Annotated in this window: 17 protein-coding genes; 8 read left to right on the top strand and 9 right to left on the bottom strand. The window is 60.3% G+C overall.

Annotation, left to right across the window (positions count from 1 at the left end; genetic code table 11):
- The first annotated feature begins 263 nt into the window (after positions 1-263).
- Both mltA and tcdA read left to right on the top strand, forming a co-directional pair.
- A complete protein-coding gene (gene mltA, locus ABLV76_RS16065; protein WP_348878381.1) occupies positions 264-1,361 on the top strand; it encodes a murein transglycosylase A in 1,098 nt (365 codons plus the stop codon).
- An 87-nt stretch (positions 1,362-1,448) separates the two neighbouring features.
- The gene (tcdA, locus tag ABLV76_RS16060) at positions 1,449-2,270 is read left to right on the top strand and encodes a tRNA cyclic N6-threonylcarbamoyladenosine(37) synthase TcdA (protein ID WP_004205514.1); all 822 of its coding nucleotides are present in this window, start codon (positions 1,449-1,451) and stop codon (positions 2,268-2,270) included.
- Between the two features lie 26 nt (positions 2,271-2,296).
- Here the strand turns inward: tcdA and csdE are convergent, their stop codons facing one another.
- On the bottom strand, positions 2,297-2,728 hold the full coding sequence (gene csdE, locus ABLV76_RS16055) for a cysteine desulfurase sulfur acceptor subunit CsdE (RefSeq protein WP_043520790.1): 432 nt from the start codon (positions 2,726-2,728) through the stop codon (positions 2,297-2,299).
- Positions 2,728-3,933: a cysteine desulfurase CsdA gene (csdA, locus tag ABLV76_RS16050; RefSeq protein ID WP_064795104.1), complete on the bottom strand. Its 1,206-nt coding sequence runs from the start codon at positions 3,931-3,933 to the stop codon at positions 2,728-2,730. Before csdA ends, csdE begins: the two co-directional genes overlap by 1 nt.
- Positions 3,934-4,130: 197 nt before the next feature.
- On the opposite strand from csdA, the gene ABLV76_RS16045 reads away from it, so the two are divergent.
- The 4 genes from ABLV76_RS16045 to rlmM all read left to right on the top strand — a co-directional run bounded on the left by ABLV76_RS16045 (position 4,131) and on the right by rlmM (position 7,132).
- Positions 4,131-4,355, top strand: coding sequence for a YgdI/YgdR family lipoprotein (locus ABLV76_RS16045; protein ID WP_002915549.1), 225 nt, complete (start codon positions 4,131-4,133; stop codon positions 4,353-4,355).
- A gap of 351 nt (positions 4,356-4,706) precedes the next feature.
- Positions 4,707-5,624, top strand: coding sequence for a glycine cleavage system transcriptional regulator GcvA (gene gcvA, locus ABLV76_RS16040; protein ID WP_002915545.1), 918 nt, complete (start codon positions 4,707-4,709; stop codon positions 5,622-5,624).
- 19 nt (positions 5,625-5,643) lie between these two features.
- Complete coding sequence (locus ABLV76_RS16035) at positions 5,644-6,039, top strand: DUF423 domain-containing protein (protein ID WP_002915543.1); 396 nt, start codon at positions 5,644-5,646, stop codon at positions 6,037-6,039.
- Entirely contained in the window at positions 6,032-7,132 is a 1,101-nt protein-coding gene (gene rlmM, locus ABLV76_RS16030; RefSeq protein ID WP_004205518.1) for a 23S rRNA (cytidine(2498)-2'-O)-methyltransferase RlmM, read from the top strand. Before ABLV76_RS16035 ends, rlmM begins: the two co-directional genes overlap by 8 nt.
- A gap of 52 nt (positions 7,133-7,184) precedes the next feature.
- Here the strand turns inward: rlmM and fucR are convergent, their stop codons facing one another.
- From fucR to fucP, 5 genes are all read right to left on the bottom strand, one after another.
- Positions 7,185-7,895 carry an L-fucose operon activator gene (gene fucR, locus ABLV76_RS16025; protein ID WP_004205519.1) on the bottom strand — a complete coding sequence of 237 codons (711 nt, stop codon included), beginning with the start codon at positions 7,893-7,895 and terminating at the stop codon, positions 7,185-7,187.
- 58 nt (positions 7,896-7,953) lie between these two features.
- A complete protein-coding gene (gene fucU, locus ABLV76_RS16020) occupies positions 7,954-8,376 on the bottom strand; it encodes an L-fucose mutarotase (RefSeq protein WP_017899197.1) in 423 nt (140 codons plus the stop codon).
- A 1-nt stretch (position 8,377) separates the two neighbouring features.
- On the bottom strand, positions 8,378-9,796 hold the full coding sequence (gene fucK, locus ABLV76_RS16015; RefSeq protein ID WP_094309113.1) for an L-fuculokinase: 1,419 nt from the start codon (positions 9,794-9,796) through the stop codon (positions 8,378-8,380).
- Positions 9,797-9,903: 107 nt separating this feature from the next.
- Positions 9,904-11,679 carry an L-fucose isomerase gene (gene fucI, locus ABLV76_RS16010; protein WP_348878380.1) on the bottom strand — a complete coding sequence of 592 codons (1,776 nt, stop codon included), beginning with the start codon at positions 11,677-11,679 and terminating at the stop codon, positions 9,904-9,906.
- 32 nt (positions 11,680-11,711) lie between these two features.
- The gene (gene fucP / locus ABLV76_RS16005; protein ID WP_004205525.1) at positions 11,712-13,022 is read right to left on the bottom strand and encodes an L-fucose:H+ symporter permease; all 1,311 of its coding nucleotides are present in this window, start codon (positions 13,020-13,022) and stop codon (positions 11,712-11,714) included.
- Between the two features lie 566 nt (positions 13,023-13,588).
- On the opposite strand from fucP, the gene fucA reads away from it, so the two are divergent.
- Positions 13,589-14,236 carry an L-fuculose-phosphate aldolase gene (gene fucA, locus ABLV76_RS16000; RefSeq protein ID WP_002915470.1) on the top strand — a complete coding sequence of 216 codons (648 nt, stop codon included), beginning with the start codon at positions 13,589-13,591 and terminating at the stop codon, positions 14,234-14,236.
- 27 nt (positions 14,237-14,263) lie between these two features.
- A complete protein-coding gene (gene fucO / locus ABLV76_RS15995) occupies positions 14,264-15,412 on the top strand; it encodes a lactaldehyde reductase (RefSeq protein ID WP_064178245.1) in 1,149 nt (382 codons plus the stop codon).
- A 58-nt stretch (positions 15,413-15,470) separates the two neighbouring features.
- Here fucO and xni read toward each other — a convergent pair whose 3' ends face one another.
- Positions 15,471-16,226: a flap endonuclease Xni gene (gene xni, locus ABLV76_RS15990; RefSeq protein ID WP_023319031.1), complete on the bottom strand. Its 756-nt coding sequence runs from the start codon at positions 16,224-16,226 to the stop codon at positions 15,471-15,473.
- 96 nt (positions 16,227-16,322) lie between these two features.
- A complete protein-coding gene (locus ABLV76_RS15985; RefSeq protein ID WP_348878379.1) occupies positions 16,323-18,266 on the bottom strand; it encodes a sigma-54-dependent Fis family transcriptional regulator in 1,944 nt (647 codons plus the stop codon).

Raw genomic sequence — 18,266 nt, 5'->3', positions numbered from 1 at the left:
CGACGACCTTCGGGTTATGAGCCCGACGAGCTACCAGGCTGCTCCACCCCGCGTCCGTGGAAGCGCACTATACTCCGCTAGCGAGATGATGCAACCTTTTTTCGACCAAATCGACATTTTTGTAAGAATTGGCTTATAAAACGCCACGTTGTGGTGTTTTTTTACACAAATCTGTGCCATCGATGAGATCGCGCATTTCAATAGCTCTGGCGCTTTGTTATCTTCAACACGCACTAAGGCTTCGCAGCAAAAGATGAGACACCATGAAAGGACGTTGGGCAAAATACGTAGCGACGGGGGCAATGCTGGCTATGCTCGCCGCCTGTTCCTCAAAACCGACCGACCGCGGTCAGCAATATAGCGATGGCAAGTTCACCCAGCCGTTTTCACTGGTAAACCAGCCGGATGCCGTCGGGGCGCCGATCAACGCCGGCGACTTCTCCGAGCAGGTTAATCAAATTCGTAACGCCTCTCCGCGCCTCTATAACAGCCAGAGCAACGTCTATAACGCGCTGCAGGAGTGGCTGCGCGCCGGCGGCGACACCCGCACGCTGCGCCAGTTTGGCATCGACGCCTGGCAGATGCAGGGCGTCGACAACTATGGCAACGTCCAGTTTACCGGCTACTACACGCCGGTGGTGCAGGCGCGCCACACCCGTCAGGGCGAATTCCAGTACCCCATTTACCGGATGCCGCCGAAGCGCGGCAAGCTGCCGTCCCGCGCCAGCATTTATGCCGGCGCGCTGAGCGACAACTATGTGCTGGCGTACAGCAATTCGCTGATGGATAACTTCATCATGGACGTGCAGGGCAGCGGCTATATCGATTTTGGCGACGGTTCGCCGCTCAACTTCTTTAGCTATGCCGGGAAAAACGGCTGGCCCTATCGCAGCATCGGCAAAGTGCTGATCGACCGCGGGGAAGTGAAGAAAGAAGATATGTCGATGCAGGCGATCCGCGAGTGGGGTGAAAAGCACAGCGAAGCGGAAGTGCGCGAGCTGCTGGAGCAGAACCCGTCGTTCGTGTTCTTTAAACCACAGTCTTTCGCGCCGGTGAAAGGCGCCAGCGCCGTGCCGCTGATCGGCCGCGTCTCGGTGGCCTCCGACCGGTCGATTATTCCGCCGGGAACCACCTTGCTGGCCGAGGTACCTCTGCTGGATAATAACGGCAAGTTTAACGGCCAGTACGAACTGCGTCTGATGGTCGCCCTCGACGTTGGTGGGGCCATCAAAGGCCAGCATTTCGACATCTATCAGGGCATTGGGCCTGACGCTGGCCACCGTGCCGGCTGGTATAACCACTACGGCCGCGTATGGGTGCTGAAAAACGCGCCAGGCGCGGGAAATGTTTTTAGCGGCTAACACCCCTGGCCGTGCCTGTTGACCAGGGCGCCCGGATGACGCCGTTTGCGGCGGCCTCCGGGCGCTGTCATTTTGTTCTGAGGTCCTATGTCTGTTGTAATCAGCGATGCCTGGCGCCAGCGTTTTGGCGGTACGGCACGTTTATATGGTGAAAAAGCGCTGCAATGTTTTGCCGACGCCCACGTCTGCGTGGTCGGGATCGGCGGGGTCGGCTCGTGGGCGGCGGAAGCGCTGGCGCGGACCGGCATCGGGGCGATCACCCTTATCGATATGGACGATGTCTGCGTTACCAATACCAACCGCCAGATCCACGCCCTCAGCGGCAACGTCGGTCTGGCGAAAGCGGAGGTGATGGCGGAACGTATTCGCCTGATCAACCCGGAGTGTCGGGTGACGGTGGTGGATGATTTCGTAACCCCGGAAAACGTGGCCGAATACCTTGGCGCCGGCTTCAGCTATGTCATCGATGCCATCGATAGCGTCCGGCCAAAAGCGGCGCTTATCGCCTGGTGCCGCCGCTACAAAGTGCCGCTGGTCACCACCGGCGGGGCGGGCGGCCAGATTGACCCAACGCAGATCCAGGTCGCTGACCTGGCGAAGACCATCCAGGATCCGCTGGCGGCTAAACTGCGCGAGCGGCTGAAAAGCCAGTTTGGGGTGGTGAAAAACAGTAAAGGCAAGCTCGGCGTGGACTGCGTATTCTCTACGGAAGCGCTGGTCTACCCGCAGGCGGACGGCAGTGTCTGCGCGATGAAGAGCACGGCGGAAGGACCGAAGCGGATGGACTGCGCTGCCGGCTTTGGTGCGGCGACGATGGTGACCGCGACCTTCGGGTTTGTCGCGGTGTCGCATGCCCTGAAGAAGATGCTGGCGAAAGCGCAGCGCGACGCTGCGGCTTCCGGGAAGTAGTTCGGCGGGTAAGCGAAAGCTTGAGATTAGCGCTCGCGGGCGGCGGCGAGCACCGCCTCGCTCAGGGCGCTGAGGCCCTGGCTGCGCGAGGCGCTGAGCTGGCCGCGCAGCCCCAGCTCGTCAAACAGCGCCAGCGGATCCTGCGCCAGGATCCCGGCGCGGGTTTTGCCTTCCACGGCGGTTAAAAGTACCGCCAGCAGACCGCGCACAATCCTTCCTTCGCTGTCGCCAAAGAAGTGCAGCCTGCCCTCGGCGTCCTCCTCATAGCCCAGCCAGACGCGGTTCTCACACCCGGCAATCTCATGGGCCTGCGCTTTGCGCTCATCGGTCAGCGTCGGCAGCTTTTTGCCCAATAAAATCAGCTGCCGATATTTATCCTCCCACTGGTTCAGCGGGGCGAAGGTCTGGCGCAGCGTGGCGTCGGTAATGGTCGTGCCGAAGGGGTGCAGGGTCGTCATTAATCCACCAAAATTTCCAGGGCGCGATCCACCGCGTGGACCAGCGCTGCAACATCGTCTTGGGTATTGTAGGGGGCGAAAGAGGCCCGCAGCGTGCCGCTGACTCCTAAAGCCGCCAGCAGCGGCTGGGCGCAGTGCTGCCCGGCGCGCAGGGCAATGCCGGACTCGGCCAGCAGCGTCACCAGATCGCTGTGATGAATACCGTCGAACTCAAAGGCGAGCAGGCTTGACTGCTGGCAGCGGAAAGAGCGGAAGCCCGGCCGTTTCGCCAGCGCCTCTTCCGCCAGGCTCGCCAGGCTGCGGCTCCAGTTTTCCGCCTGGCCGATATCGCTCTGTGCCAGCCACTCCAGCGCGGCGCTGAGGCCGATAACCCCGGCGACATTGGGCGTACCGGCCTCAAGGCCATAGGGCGCCGGCTGTGGCGTAAAGCCGTCAAAGCTGACCTCGGCGATCATCTTCCCGCCGCCGAGCCAGGGCGACATCGCCGCCAGCAGTTCGCTTTTGCCGTACAGGGCGCCGATCCCGGTCGGGCCATACAGCTTATGGCCGGAAAAGGCGTAAAAATCGATATCCAGCGCCTGCACGTCCGCGGGGAAATGCACCGCCCCCTGCGCGCCGTCGACCATCACCACCATCCCGGCGGCGTGAGCAAGGCGGATGGCCTGAGCCAGGTCCGGGCAGCCGCCGGTGACGTTGGACATCTGGCCGATGGCCAGCACCCGGCTGCGCGGAGTGATAAGCGCTCTGAGGCTGGCGATATCCGGCAGACGGTCGGCGCCGAGCGGCAGCTTGACCACTCTGGCGCCGGTTTGCCCGGCCACCATCAGCCAGGGCACGAGGTTGGCATGATGCTCGGCTTCGCTAACGAGAATTTCATCGCCAGGCTGCAGGCGCGGCCGGACGTAGCTCTGCGCCACCATATTGATGGCCTCGGTGGTCCCCCGCGTCCAGACGATATCTTTGCCGGAGGGGGCGTTCAGCCACGCCGCCACGCGCTCGCGGGCCGCCTCATAGCGCTCGGTCAGCCGCTGGGCGGCGGCGAATTGACTGCGGTGGACGTTGCCGGCGCTCAGGCGATAAAACTGGTCGCTGGCGTCGATCACCGCCTGCGGTTTGAGCGCCGTCGCCGCGCTGTCGAGATAGACGCCGGCATCGGCCAGAGCCGGAAACTGCGCGCGAAAGTGCGCAGGGTTGAATGCGTTCATGGAATTCCTCGTATCAATACCGCGATCGTCGCGCAATTTGTCGGGCGTGACAAGGCCTCTGCGCTCTGTGGAATTGTCCGAATGTGACTCCACGTGGGTCAAAGAGGGTTATGCTGAAAAGTGTTGGGTTTGTGTTTTAACCTATTACTTAACGAGTCACGAATAGTATAAATAGCCGTAAGGAGAGAAAAATGAAAATGACTAAGGCCGCTGCGATTATCTCTGCCTGTATGCTGACTTTAGGCCTGAGCGCCTGTTCCTCTAACTATGTGATGCATACCAATGATGGGCGGACCATCGTTACCGACGGGAAACCGCAAACCGATAATGATACTGGCATGATTTCGTATAAGGACGCGTGGGGCAACAAACAGCAGATCAATCGCTCTGACGTGAAACAGCTGGGTGAGCTGGACGAGTAAGGCAGTAAAAAGGCAAAAAAAAGCACCGCGCGTTGCGGTGCTACATTAAATCACTATGGACAGACAGGGTAAATGTACAGGAAGTGAAAAGGGGTAGCCTTGCTACCGGGGTCTGCAAAGACAGACCAATTGCAAACACAACAACACAACATCACAACCGTAAGCCAAAAGCTTGATGGAACACGCATTCCAAAAAAAGCTTCTCGTTCCGGCTCAGGAAGTGCCGCCACTATAGGTATTTGCTGGTAGAACCTCAACGGACAATTTATAATGGCTCAGATAAAAAAAACTAATAGGTTAACCATTGTTTCCTATTTGTTAAATTGAGTTAACATCTAAGCCAGAATAACCATGTCGAAGCGATTACCTCCTCTGAATGCATTACGTGTTTTTGATGCAGCCGCACGCCATCTCAGCTTCACTCGGGCAGCCGATGAGCTTTTTGTGACGCAGGCCGCAGTCAGCCACCAAATCAAGTCTCTCGAGGATTTTCTGGGCCTTAAGCTGTTCCGTCGGCGCAATCGTTCGCTGCTGTTAACGGAAGAAGGGCAGAGCTATTTTCAGGATATTAAAGAGATTTTTTCGCAACTGACGGAAGCGACGCGTAAACTGCAGGCGCGCAGCGCCAAAGGGGCATTAACGGTCAGTTTATTGCCAAGTTTCGCCATCCAGTGGCTGGTGCCGAGACTGACAAGCTTTAACTCAGCTTATCCGGGAATCGACGTCAGGATCCAGGCGGTGGACCGTCAGGAGGATAAGCTGGCGGACGATGTCGATGTGGCGATTTTTTACGGTCGCGGCAACTGGCCGGGCCTGCGTGTGGAAAAACTGTACGCCGAGTATCTGCTGCCGGTCTGTTCCCCGCTGCTGCTCACCGGCGATAAAGCATTGAAAACGCCTGCCGATCTGGCGCAACATACGCTGCTTCACGATGCGTCCCGCCGCGACTGGCAAACTTATACCCGCCAGCTTGGTCTAAGCCATATTAATGTGCAGCAGGGGCCGATTTTCAGCCACAGCGCGATGGTGCTGCAGGCGGCCATTCACGGGCAGGGCGTGGCGCTGGCCAACAATGTCATGGCGCAGTCCGAAATTGAAGCCGGTCGCCTGGTGTGTCCATTTAATGATGTTCTGGTCAGTAAGAATGCGTTTTACCTTGTTTGCCATGACAGTCAGGCAGAACTGGGTAAAATAGCCGCTTTCCGGCAGTGGATTCTGGCGAAAGCGGCAAGTGAACAAGAAAAATTCCGCTTTCGTTATGAACAATAATTACTTGTAGGGTAACAACATGACCAGCCGTTTTATGCTGATATTCGCCGCGATTAGCGGCTTTATCTTTGTGGCTCTGGGTGCCTTCGGCGCGCATGTATTAAGTCAATCGCTCGGCGCGGCGGAGATGGCCTGGATCCATACCGGCCTGGAGTATCAGGCCTTCCATACCCTGGCGATTTTTGGTCTGGCGGTGGCGATGCAGCGTCGGATCAGTATCTGGTTCTACTGGAGTAGCGTGTTTCTGGCGTTAGGGACCGTGCTGTTCAGCGGCAGCCTCTACTGCCTGGCGCTTTCTCATTTACGCCTGTGGGCGTTCGTGACCCCGGTGGGCGGCGTGAGCTTCCTCGCCGGCTGGGTGTTAATGTTAATTGGTGCAATTCGTCTGAAACGTAAGGGCGTTGTTCATGAATAAGGTTGTCCTCTATTGTCGCCCTGGGTTTGAGAAAGAGTGCGCAGCAGAAATTACCGATAAGGCAGCCCGCCTCGAGGTGTTTGGTTTTGCCCGGGTCAAAGAAGACTCTGGCTATGTGATTTTTGAAGGCTATCAGCAGGATGATGGCGAGAAGCTGGTGCGTGATCTGCCGTTCAGCTCGCTGATCTTCGCCCGCCAGATGTTTGTGGTGGGCGAACTGCTGCGCGACCTGCCGCCGGAGGATCGCATTACGCCGATCGTCGGCATGTTGCAGGGCGTGGTGGAGAAGGGCGGCGATCTGCGCGTCGAGGTGGCGGACACCAACGAAAGCAAAGAGCTGATGAAGTTCTGCCGCAAGTTTACCGTGCCGCTGCGCGCGGCGCTGCGCGAAGCGGGCGTCCTGACCAGCTATGAAACGCCGAAGCGTCCGGTGGTGCATGTGTTCTTTATCGCCCCGGGCTGCTGCTATACCGGCTACTCGTACAGTAACAATAACTCGCCGTTCTATATGGGCATTCCGCGGCTGAAGTTTCCGTCCGACGCGCCGAGCCGCTCCACCCTCAAGCTGGAAGAGGCGTTCCACGTTTTTATTCCGGCGGACGAGTGGGACGAGCGCCTGGCGAACGGCATGTATGCCGTCGACCTCGGCGCCTGCCCGGGCGGCTGGACCTATCAGCTGGTGAAACGCAACATGTGGGTCTCTTCGGTCGATAACGGCCCGATGGCCCAGAGCCTGATGGATACCGGCCAGGTGACCTGGCTGCGTGAAGACGGTTTCCGCTATCGTCCTAACCGCAATAACATCTCGTGGATGGTCTGCGATATGGTGGAAAAGCCAGCGAAAGTGGCGGCGCTGATGGCGCAGTGGCTGGTCAACGGCTGGTGCCGGGAGACCATCTTCAACCTCAAGCTGCCGATGAAAAAGCGCTATGAAGAGGTGTCGCAGAATCTGGCCTACATTCAGGCCCAACTGGACGAGCACGGCGTTAACGCCCAGATCCAGGCGCGTCAGCTGTATCACGATCGTGAAGAGGTGACCGTTCACGTGCGTCGCCTGTGGGCCGCCGTTGGCGGACGTCGCGACGAGCGTTAATCACTCACCCTGAGGCCAGAGACGCGCATGTCCTCTGGCCTTCGCCGCATGCTTAAGGCTGCGGCGCATCCGACACAATATGCGTCACCTCATCCAGATGACCAATCCTCGCTTCGCCGGAGCGGTTGAACTTGCTTTTGTCGATCAGCAGCAGCGACTGCGCCGCCCGCTTAAGCAGGATCGATTTGAAGTCGGCATTGAAGGCATTGGAGTCCCACAGCGCGCCCTGCGGGTCGATGCCTTCGCAGGAAAAAATAAACAGATCGATCTCCAGCGATTTCAGCTGGGAAATCAGCGCCGGGTTAACGTAGCAGCCATATTTCCGCTGCAGAGTACCGCCGGAGCAGGTGAGCATGATCTGGTCGCGTTTAGCCAGCTCCTGACAGATGGGCTGGCTGTTGGTAAAGACGTGCAGCGGGCGGTCCGGCAGCTGGCGGGCGAGATACCAGCAGGTGGAGCTGGCATCGAGGGCGATGACCATCCCTTCGTCAATCCAGGCCAGCGCTTCGCGGGCGATATCGGCTTTATGCGCGTAATGGCTTTTCAGCCGCATGTGAAAAGGGTCGCCGCTGTCCTGGCTGCGCTGGTGGATCACTTTAGCCCGGCCGTGGTTGCGCAGCACTTTGCCCTGCGCCTGCAGCTCGCTGAGATCGCGGCGAATGGTTTCCCTGCTGACGTTGAGCTGTTTTGACAACGTTTCGGTGGTCAGGCTGCTGTGGTTGATCAGGAGATCGACGATCGCCTGCTGGCGGGCCGCTTTCATTTATTCTCACCCCATCATTGATTGAGCGTCTGCATCAGGCAGACGCTCCGGCATGAGATTACGGCGTGACTCCTTTTTTTAAAAGGATATTTCCGTACTTAGCGCACTCTCCTGTGATAACGATCGCAAAGGCTTTTTGCGCCCGGTCGTAGAAGGCAAAGCGGTCAATCCGCACGATATCCGGGCAGGGGGCCTGCGCCGAAAGCGCCTGCCGATAGCGCTGTTCCACCGTCGGGTCGAGCGCATCGCCTTCGACGGCGGCCATCATCACCAGCGGCGGCGCATAGCTGTCTAACTCGAACAACGGGATAATCGCCTGCAGCAGATCGCTGACCCGCAGGCCGTCGGCCCGAATCACCTGCGGACCCATGCTGTGCGCCGGGAAGTGGGCATCGGAAAAAATAATTTCATCCCCATGGCCCATTTCGGCCAGCACTTTCAGCAGTTCCGGCGATATCAGCGGGGAAATGGTTTTGAGCATCTCAGGCTTCCTCTGTTAATTCAGGTTCAGTTTGCGGCCAAAAATAGCGGTAGCGGTACGCGACCTGCGCTCTGGCCTGTTCCGGGGAAGAGAACTCGCCCACGCCATACCAGCCAAACATCGCCGCGCCGGCCACCGTGGTTTCGGCATCGTCGAGAACTTTGATCGGTATTCCCAGCCGGTCAGCCTTGATCTGGTTCCACAGCGCGTTGCGGCTGCCGCCGCCGACCAGCAGCAGCTCTTGCGCCCGGAAGCGGCCGATGTTTTCCAGGGTTTGCAGATGCTTCGCCAGCTGGTCGCTTAACCCCTCCAGCGCGGCGCGGTAAAAATGGCCGCGGGTGGTGTTGAGCGTGACGCCCTGCCAGCCGGCGTGCTGGCTGGCGAGCAGGTCGCACTGCATTCTGACGCCCTGGGCACCGGGCGGGATCGCCTGCGCTTCGTCAATCAGCGTTTGCCACGGCGTGTCAGTGTTCCACAGTAGCTTGCGCACCCACTCGAGCACGCCGGAGGCCAGCCACTGCATCCCCGGGTTATAGCGTCCCGGCTGGCTGTCCAGCTCGCAAGTGGAGCCGCTGTAGTCGCAGAGCAGCGGGGTGTCGACCTGCGCGCTGCGCACCATCAGGATCTCCCAGGTCCCTGAGGAGAGCACCGGCTCATCCTGCCCGGCGCCGGCGCCAAACAGGGCGAACTGGGTGTCGTGCCCGGCCGAGATAACCGGGACCCCGACGGGAAGGCCCAGCAGCGCAGCGGCCTCCGGCAGCAGGGCGCCGATCGGCTGGCCTGCTTCAACCAGCTGCGGGAACAGGCGGCGCGGCAGGCCGGTCGCCTGCAGGATCGGCGCGCTGAAATCGCGCTGCCGGAGATCGAGCATCTGGCTGGTGCCCGCCATGGTGAGGTCGGTGGTGAACTCCCCGGTCAGTCGATGGTTGATCAGCGACGAAATAAACAGCCAGGCATGGGCCTGCGCCAGCAGCTGCGGGTGGTTCTCTTTCAGCCAGATCAGCTTATACAGGGTGTTGAATGCAAAGGCGCCGACGCCGGCGATTTGCTGCAGCTGGCGCGCGGACATATACCGGCTGATGGTGTCCATTACCGCCGCGGTGCGCGGGCATTTCCAGCTGATTATCGGATACAGCAGCGCACCCTGCTCATCCACCAGCGCGCCATCGACGCCAAAGGTCGTGACGGTGATGCCGCGCACCGTGCAGGAGGCCAGCTGGTCATGGATCTGCCGACAGCAGTCGGCAAAGCGCTGCATAATGGCCTCTAGCGACCACTGGTGCCAGTCGCTTTTTTCCGCCGCAATGTCGCTGGCGTTCGCCGTTGCGGCGCGGGCGATAATGTTCCCCTGTCGGTCAACGGCCATCGCCCGCACGTTCGTGGCGCCGCAGTCGAGGACCAGGATTACGTCTTGCTTCATAGTGACTCCCGAAACAACATTGCCGAATGGCGCGGTGCTTATCCGGCCTACAAACAGCGCGCGTCTGTAGGCCCGGTAAGCCTGCGCCTCCGGGCGAAACCAACCTGTTAACGCTTATACAGCGGCCCGTAGTTCTGGCAGGCGCGGTAGTCCTGGCCTTCGATGTCCATACCGTACGCGGCCCAGGCGGAGGGGCGGTAGATTTTCGCCGCTTCCACGTTGTGCATGCAGACCGGAATACGCAGCATGGCGGCGAGGGTAATGAAATCCGCGCCGACATGGCCGATGGTCAGCACGCCGTGGTTGGCGCCCCAGTTAGCCATGACCGAGTACACATCGCTGAACGGGCCTTTGCCGGTCAGGCGCGGGGCAAACCAGGTGGTGGGCCAGGTGGAGTTGGTGCGGGCGTCGAGCTGGTCGTGCATCGCTTTGGGCAGCGCCACGCTCCAGCCTTCGGCGATTTGCAGTACCGGTCCCAGGCCTTTGATGATGTTCACCCGGGTCATGGTGAACGGCACGCCGCCTTCGGTCAGGAAGCGGGAAGAGAAGCCGCCGCCGCGGAAGTATTCATGGATCGCCGGGCACCATTCGGTGGCCGCGAGGCAGGCATCCGCCTCGTTCTGCTCAATCTCCCAGTGAGGTTTCATCGTTGGGTTGCCCTGCGCGTCGCGCTGCTGGCAGGAGCCGTCCAGCGCTGCGGAGCCGGAGTTAATCAGGTGAATGATGCCGTGCTCCGCCCGGCCGGTGAGCGGCTGCCCGGTGACGCGCTCTACGGCCTCCGGCGACCAGTAGGTGCGCACGTCGGCAAACACCTGGGCGGTGCCGGTGAGCTGGTGGCCCATCAGCATGGCCACGCCGTTGAGGCTGTCGTTTTCGGTGGCGACGACGAACGGCTCGCGCACGCCGTTCCAGTCAAAGGAGCTATTGAGCAGCGCTTCGGCGGTATCGCCATTGGGGTATTGATCGGTCCAGTGACGCTGGCCCTGGAAGCCGGCGGCGATGGCGTTGTAGCCCAGCGACTCCTCCACCAGCCCTTTTTCCGCCAGCTTCGCGTTGCCCTGCATCATGTCGCGGATGCACATCGCCATCAGCAGGCTCTCTTTCAGCACCGCGCGGCTCTGCGCCTCATTGCGCTTATACTGCTCGGCGTTCTGATCTTCGCCGTAGCGGAAATGTTTATCCGCCCACGCCAGCGCCATCTCCAGCTCGATTTCATCATAGATTTTCTGATCGATTCGCCGGCGCAGCTCCGTCATGTCGACAGCCTGAACCTTCATCCCGAGCCAGGATTCAAAGAAGTTGTGGTCGACGATGGAGCCGGCGATGCCCATTGAGACGCCGCCCAGCGACAGATAACTTTTCCCTTTCATACTGGCGACCGCCAGGCCAGCGCGAGCGAAGCGCAACAATTTTTCTTCGACATCCGCCGGGATCGAGGTGTCATCGGCATCCTGCACATCATGCCCGTAGATGGAGAACGCCGGGATCCCTTTCTGGCTGTGGGCCGCCAGCGCCGCGGCCAGATAGACCGCTCCCGGACGCTCGGTGCCGTTGAAGCCCCAGATGGCCTTCGGGCGCAGCGGATCCATATCGATGGTTTCGCTGCCGTAGCACCAGCAGGGGGTGACGGTGATGGTGACGCCAACGTTCTGGCTGCTGAATTTCTCTTCACAGGCGGCCGACTCGGCCATGCCGGCGATGCAGGTATCGGCGATCACGCACTCCACCCGGGCGCCGCAGGCATGGCGCAGCTTCTCACTGATAAGCGCGGCGGTGGCTTTCGCCATGTTCATGGTTTGCGCTTCCAGCGATTCGCGAACCCCCATGCGACGACCATCGATTACCGGGCGGATACCGATCTTCGGTAAGCTGATTTTTTTCATTACAGATCCCTCAGGTTATGCGGATAACAGGTTTAGTTCGTCGCCGCTTGCGAGCGGAAACGGGCAAAAATAAAGATGATGGCGAAGCACAGCGCCGGAACCAGTTCGGCGGTCGGGATATTGCCGGCGGCGTCGCTGACAAAGCCCATTACCGGGGTGACGATCCCGCCGCCGATGATGGTCATGACGATAAATGACGAGCCATATTTGGTGTCCTGGCCCAGGTGCTTAATCCCCAACGAGAAGATGGTCGGGTACTGAATGGACATAAAGGCGCTGCACAGGGTCAGGGCCAGCAGACCGACGTGGCCGCCGCTGAAGGCGGAGAGCAGACAGAGCAGCATGGCGATAAGCGCATAGATAGCGAGCACGTTATGCGGCGCGAAGCGGCGGATCAGCCAGGTGCCGGTGAAACGGCCAATAAAGAAACAGACCATGGTGCCGGTCAGGTAGTTGGCGGCGAAACCGGCCGTCATGCCCGGGATCTCTTCGACAGCGTAGCGAATCAGATAGCTCCAGCAGGCGGTTTGCGCACCGACATAGCAGAACTGAGCCAGTACCGCCCAGCGCCAGTGGCGGATGCGCATCAGGCGCGACAGCGAGGCGAGAAACGTGCTCTGCGCGCTGTCGCTGTGGTCATCGCTTTGCAGCGACGGGAAACGGGTACAGACGATCAGCAGGGCGACCAGCAGCACGATGGCCACGATAATCATATAGGGGGTTTGTACCGACAGGACCAGGCTGTGCTTCCAGGCGCCGAGCTGCTCTGGCGTCATTTTATCCAGCACCTCCTGCGGCTGATGCGGGACGTTGGACAAAATAAGGCTCTGGCCAAATACCACGGCAATAATGGCGCCAAATGAGTTAAAGGTCTGGGCCAGATTCAGGCGGAAGTGACCGCCGCTTTCCGGACCGAGGACGGTGACAAATGGGTTGGCCGCAGTTTCCAGACAGCCAAGCCCGGCGGCGATAATAAATAACCCAATCAGGAATAAGGTGTAATTCATTACTTCGGCGGCAGGCCAGAACAGCGCGGCGCCACAAGCATATAAAAACAGACCCGTAAGAATGCCGGCTTTATAGCTGAGTTTTTTCATCAGCATCCCGGCGGGGATGGGAATAATAAAATAGCCAAAATAAAAAGCCGACTGGATTAATCCGGCCTGAAAATTAGTCAGGGTAAAGGCCTGTTGAAACTGCGGTAATAAAATATCATTGAGATTATTGGCCACGGCCCACAGAAAAAAGAGGGAGCACAGCAGAGCAAAAGGAATAATGTAGCTCTTACTTTGCCCGCTCTCCATGGCGCGGTAACTTTGCGTTGGTATCGTTGTGTTTCCCATAGCGTCCTCATCAGTTCAGAAGCATTTACAACAGCATTCAGGGCGCAGTCTGGTGCTGCAGCAGACCGCAAAATTAAGTGAGCTCAGGTGACGCGCCGGTGAGTGAAATGAAAGTCACGGCGGAACTCATGGCTTCATTTTCAAATAAAAACCGCCTGTTAATATGATGAGGGTCACACTTAACGCTCTGTGGACCATTTTATGTGATAATTGTCACTTTAATTTTTCAAAATGACTGACCGTTTGAGGAAATAAATTCACAAAACCACAACGCCAATGACCGATTGAATATATATCGTGGAAAACGGGCAAATGTTACAGAAAAATAAAATGCCCGCTTGAAGAAATATTTTTAAGAACGGGCATTTTCAACATCCGCTTAACCAGTTACATCCCTTTTTTTATGATGGAATAATTGACGTGGTTCACAAAATATAGCGATGGAAATTCCCCTGCGATTATTCAGGCTGAAGATGGAGATCATTATTCAACCTATCCCACGGTCGCCAACAATAATTATGTTGCCCTGCCGTTGACGGATGATGAGTCGCTAAAAGAGGAAAACAATGGAAAGAAACAGACTGGCCCGGCAGATTATCGATACCTGCCTGGAAATGACCCGCCTGGGGTTAAATCAGGGGACCGCCGGCAATGTCAGCGTGCGCTATCAGGGGGGGATGCTGATCACGCCCACCGGCATCCCGTATGAAAAACTGACGGAAGACAAGATCGTCTTTATTGATGCCGACGGTCAGCATGAGCAGGGAAAACTGCCCTCCAGCGAATGGCGTTTCCATCAGGCGGCCTACCAGACGCGGCCCGATGCCCAGGCGGTAGTTCACAATCACGCAGTCCATTGTACGGCGGTGTCGATCCTCAACCGACCCATTCCGGCCATCCACTATATGATCGCCGCCGCCGGCGGGAATTCGATCCCCTGCGCGCCCTATGCCACCTTCGGCACCCGCGAACTGTCTGAGCATGTCGCGGTGGCGCTGAAGCACCGCAAAGCCACGCTGCTGCAGCATCATGGCCTGATCGCCTGCGAGGCCAGCCTGGAGAAAGCGCTCTGGCTGGCGCATGAAGTGGAAGTCCTGGCCCAGCTCTATCTCAGCACCCTGGCGATTACCGACCCGGTCCCCGTGCTGGATGACGAGGCGATCGCCATCGTGCTGGAGAAGTTTAAAACCTACGGATTACGCATTGAAGAGTGATGCCGCAACCCTAACAGGAGAGACGCGATGGCAAACCGAATGATCCTCAACGAAACGGCGTGGTTTGGCCGGGGGGCGATAAACGCATTAACCGATGAAGTGATGCGGCGCGGTTATCGCAAGGCATTGATCGTGACCGACAGGACCCTCGCGAAGTGCGGCGTGGCGGCAAAAGTCACTGACAAACTGGACGCCGCCGGGCTGGCATGGGACATGTTCAGCGACGTGATCCCGAACCCCACCATCGCCGTGGTTCAGCAGGGGTTGCAGGCCTTTCAGCGCAGCGGGGCGGATTACCTGATCGCCATCGGCGGCGGTTCGCCGCAGGATACCTGTAAGGCGATCGGTATTATTCAGCGTAACCCGGCGTTCGCCGATGTTCGCAGCCTGGAGGGGCTGTCGCCCACCCGTCAGCCCAGCGTGCCGATCTTCGCGGTGCCGACCACCGCGGGGACCGCGGCGGAGGTGACGATTAACTATGTCATCACCGATGAAGAACAGCGGCGCAAATTCGTCTGCGTCGACCCGCACGATATTCCGCAGGTGGCCTTTATCGATGCCGATATGATGGACGCCATGCCGCCGACGCTGAAGGCGGCCACCGGCGTGGACGCCCTGACGCACGCTATCGAAGGGTACCTCACTCGCGGCGCCTGGGCATTGACCGATGCGCTGCACCTCAAGGCCATCGAGATCATCGCCGGCGCGCTACGCGGCTCGGTTGCCGGCGACGCCGGAGCGGGGGAAGCTATGGCGCTCGGCCAGTATGTGGCGGGAATGGGATTTTCCAACGTCGGGCTTGGCCTGGTGCACGGCATGGCGCATCCGCTCGGCGCTTTTTACAACACGCCGCACGGCGTGGCGAATGCCATCCTGCTGCCGCACGTGATGCGCTTTAATGCTGAGGCGACCGGGGAAAAATATCGCGATATCGCCAGGGCGATGGGCGTCAAAGGGGAAGCGTTAAGCCTGAGCGCCGCGCGTCTGGCGGCGGTGGAGGCGGTGTGCCAGCTAAACCGCGATGTCGGTATTCCCGGCCATCTGCGCGAGGTGGATGTCAGGAAAGAGGATATTCCGGCGCTGGCCCAGGCGGCGCTGGCGGATGTGTGTACCGGCGGCAACCCGCGCGAGGCGAGCCTGGCCGATATCGTCGAGTTATATCAGGCGGCCTGGTGAGGGGCCGGCCCGGGGGAAGCAGGCGGTGCCGCCGCGCCGGCACCACGCTCGGGTAGGGTCAGCGCGTCAGCCGCAGCTGCTGCAGATTGCCATCCAGCTGTAGGTCGGTCTGCAGGCGGGCCACTTCCCGGCAGGTGAAGGCCATCTCCTGATGCGCTGCCAGCTTTTTGCGCCACTTTTCCGGGACCTCTGCCAGGCGGGCATACAGCCCCTCCAGGTCCTGAAACTCGTTCAGCAGCTGGGCGGCGCTTTTCGGGCCAATGCCCGCCACGCCCGGCACCTTCGAGCTGCTGATCCCCGCCAGCCCCCAGTAATCCGCCAGCTGCTCCGGGGTGACGCCGAACTCACTGGCGATGAAGGGGGCGTCCAGCCAGCGCTTCTGAAAGTAGTCGCGGATGCGGATGGTGGGCGACAGCAGCTGGCAGTAGCCTTTGTCGGTGGAGACAATGGTGGCCTGATGGCCCGCCTGGGCCACCTTCACCGCCAGGGTGGCGGCGAGATCGTCCGCTTCGCTGCCCGGCGAGGCCCAGCAGCGGATCCCCCGCTGTTCGAAGGCGGCCCGCAGCGCCGGCATCTCGGCGACCAGCGTATCCGGCATCGGCGCGCGGCCGGCTTTGTACTCCGGCAGGCGCTGGTGGCGCCAGCCGTGGGCGCGATCCTCATCATCAAACACCGCCACCGCGTGGGTGGGCTGACTGTGGACAATCAGCTGCTCCAGCGCATGCAGGCAGGTATCGACGCAGGGCGAACCCTGCACCGCGTGGATGCGGCGGATCAGATTTAACGCGTCGACGATTAACAGATGAACAGCCACAGATACCCCCTTATTCTCAGCGTCTTTAGGGTAACATCGCCATCGGATCGAGGCTATCTGCGCCTGAACAATCAGGAAGATAACGCGCAATTTTCGCTAACTGACCGCCATCAGCGAGCTGGCGACGCCGGGCGCGGGCTCGCCGTACCACACCGCTTCCCGCACCGGGACCGGTTTGGTGATAAGCCCGAGGGCGTAAAAGCGATCGGCGATAGTCTGCTGGGCGCGGATCACTGACAGATCCATCGGCCTTGGGCGATGGCTACGGCGGGCGAGGGCGATGCGCAGCGACCGGGCGTCAATCCCCAGCTCTGCTGAGAGTAAGCGGGCCGCTTCGCCACGATGCGAGTCGATAAACTGCCCGGTGTGGGTCAGCTCCGTCAGCAGGCGGCGCATGATATCGCCGTGCTGAGCGAGATAGTCCCGTCGCGAGAGATAAAACTGATGGTTGTTGACCCGTCCTTCGCCGCTGGCGACCACCCGCAGCTCGCCGGTGTGTTCGGCGTCGCTGAGCAGCGGATCCCACATCATCCAGGCGTCCACCGCCAGATAGTCGCTGGCGGTCAGCGGGTATTTCGGCGGGGTATAGACCACCCGCACGTCGTTCAGCCCCAGCCCGGCGTCCTCGAGGATCTGCAGCAGCAGCCAGTGGACATTCGACCCTTTATTGAGGGCGATGCGTTTTCCGCGCAGATCGCTGAGCTGGCGAATGTCGCTCTCCTGCGGGACGACCATCGCCACGCTGCGCGGCGCCGGCGGCTCCCATGCCACGTACATCAGTTCGCTGTTGCTGGCCTGGGCGAACACCGGCGGCGCTTCTCCGGTGGTGCCAAAGTCGATCTCGTTGCAGGCGAGGGCGTGAAGGAGCTGCGGTCCGGCGGGAAACTCGCTCCACAGCACGTTGACGCCGAGGCTGGCGAAGGCGGTCTCCAGACTCTGGCGGGCTTTCAGGATCCCGAGGCTGCCGAAGCGCTGGTAGCCAATGCGCAGCTCGCGATCGGCCCCGGTCGCGCTGGCGAATGCCCGCGGCGGCGCAGGCGGACGGCGGCGGCTTTTGATCAGCCCGAGGTTAGCGAGCTGGGTGCGTAAGGTATGCCGACTGATCCCTAACAGCGCGGCCGCCTGGCTCTGATTATCGTCGCAATGCGCCATGGCGTGGCGGATCAGCGCGCTGGTCACCCGCTGCCACAGCGGCTCGCCGGGAAGCGCCAGCTGGTGGCGAATAAAGTCGTTCAGTTCATGATCGCTCGCCGGCGACGGGGCGTCGTTGAGCGTCGCCAGGCGCAGCTGGGCGGGGCTAATCTCCTCTTCTTTACTGAGCAGCACCGCGTTGTGCAGGGTGTTTTCCAGCTCACGAATATTACCCGGCCACGCATAGTCCATCAGCCGGGCCAGCGACTCCGGCGCCAGACGCAGGGTTGGCCGGCCGAGGCGGCGGGCATAGAGCGATAAAAAGTGGTGCGCCAGCTGCGGGATATCCTGCCGACGCTGGCGCAGCGGCGGCAGCGGCACCACCGCGATATTCAGCCGATAGTAGAGATCTTCGCGAAAGCGGCGCTCGCGGATTGCCTGGGCCAGGTCGACGTGAGTGGCGGCAATCACCCGGACATTCACTTTAATCGCTTTGCGCGAGCCGACGCGGGTAATTTCGCGCTCCTGCAGCACCCGTAACAGCTTGACCTGCAGGGGCAGGCTTAATTCGCCGATCTCGTCCAGCAGCAGCGTCCCCCCTTCCGCGGCTTCAAACCAGCCGGGCTGTCCCTGCTGCGCGCCGGTGAAGGCGCCTTTCTCATGGCCGAACAGTTCGGCTTCGGCAAGGCTCTCGGTTAGCGCGCCGCAGTTAACGGCCAGAAACGGCTGCTGGCGGCGGGGACTGTGGTGATGGAGATAGCGCGCCACCACCTCCTTGCCGGTGCCGGTTTCGCCCACGATCAGCACGGTAGCCTCCGTCGGCGCGAGCTTGTCCAGCAGGCTCTGGAAAGCCTTCGATGCCGGGTCGATCAGCGCGGGCGCGGTGGAAGGGGATTCTGGGTTCAGCAT

The organism is Klebsiella sp. GB_Kp047 (genome assembly GCF_040065235.1).
Classification (GTDB): domain Bacteria; phylum Pseudomonadota; class Gammaproteobacteria; order Enterobacterales; family Enterobacteriaceae; genus Klebsiella; species Klebsiella quasipneumoniae.
This window is presented reverse-complemented; position numbering and strand designations above follow the sequence as displayed.

What these genes read in the sequence shown, in the direction of transcription:
- mltA (WP_348878381.1), top strand. Translation starts at nt 264, where the DNA reads ATGAAAGGACGTTGGGCAAAATACGTAGCGACGGGGGCAATGCTGGCT.
- tcdA (WP_004205514.1), top strand. Translation starts at nt 1,449, where the DNA reads ATGTCTGTTGTAATCAGCGATGCCTGGCGCCAGCGTTTTGGCGGTACG.
- csdE (WP_043520790.1), bottom strand. Translation starts at nt 2,728, where the DNA reads ATGACGACCCTGCACCCCTTCGGCACGACCATTACCGACGCCACGCTG.
- csdA (WP_064795104.1), bottom strand. Translation starts at nt 3,933, where the DNA reads ATGAACGCATTCAACCCTGCGCACTTTCGCGCGCAGTTTCCGGCTCTG.
- ABLV76_RS16045 (WP_002915549.1), top strand. Translation starts at nt 4,131, where the DNA reads ATGACTAAGGCCGCTGCGATTATCTCTGCCTGTATGCTGACTTTAGGC.
- gcvA (WP_002915545.1), top strand. Translation starts at nt 4,707, where the DNA reads ATGTCGAAGCGATTACCTCCTCTGAATGCATTACGTGTTTTTGATGCA.
- ABLV76_RS16035 (WP_002915543.1), top strand. Translation starts at nt 5,644, where the DNA reads ATGACCAGCCGTTTTATGCTGATATTCGCCGCGATTAGCGGCTTTATC.
- rlmM (WP_004205518.1), top strand. Translation starts at nt 6,032, where the DNA reads ATGAATAAGGTTGTCCTCTATTGTCGCCCTGGGTTTGAGAAAGAGTGC.
- fucR (WP_004205519.1), bottom strand. Translation starts at nt 7,895, where the DNA reads ATGAAAGCGGCCCGCCAGCAGGCGATCGTCGATCTCCTGATCAACCAC.
- fucU (WP_017899197.1), bottom strand. Translation starts at nt 8,376, where the DNA reads ATGCTCAAAACCATTTCCCCGCTGATATCGCCGGAACTGCTGAAAGTG.
- fucK (WP_094309113.1), bottom strand. Translation starts at nt 9,796, where the DNA reads ATGAAGCAAGACGTAATCCTGGTCCTCGACTGCGGCGCCACGAACGTG.
- fucI (WP_348878380.1), bottom strand. Translation starts at nt 11,679, where the DNA reads ATGAAAAAAATCAGCTTACCGAAGATCGGTATCCGCCCGGTAATCGAT.
- fucP (WP_004205525.1), bottom strand. Translation starts at nt 13,022, where the DNA reads ATGGGAAACACAACGATACCAACGCAAAGTTACCGCGCCATGGAGAGC.
- fucA (WP_002915470.1), top strand. Translation starts at nt 13,589, where the DNA reads ATGGAAAGAAACAGACTGGCCCGGCAGATTATCGATACCTGCCTGGAA.
- fucO (WP_064178245.1), top strand. Translation starts at nt 14,264, where the DNA reads ATGGCAAACCGAATGATCCTCAACGAAACGGCGTGGTTTGGCCGGGGG.
- ABLV76_RS15985 (WP_348878379.1), bottom strand. Translation starts at nt 18,266, where the DNA reads ATGCTGAACCCAGAATCCCCTTCCACCGCGCCCGCGCTGATCGACCCG.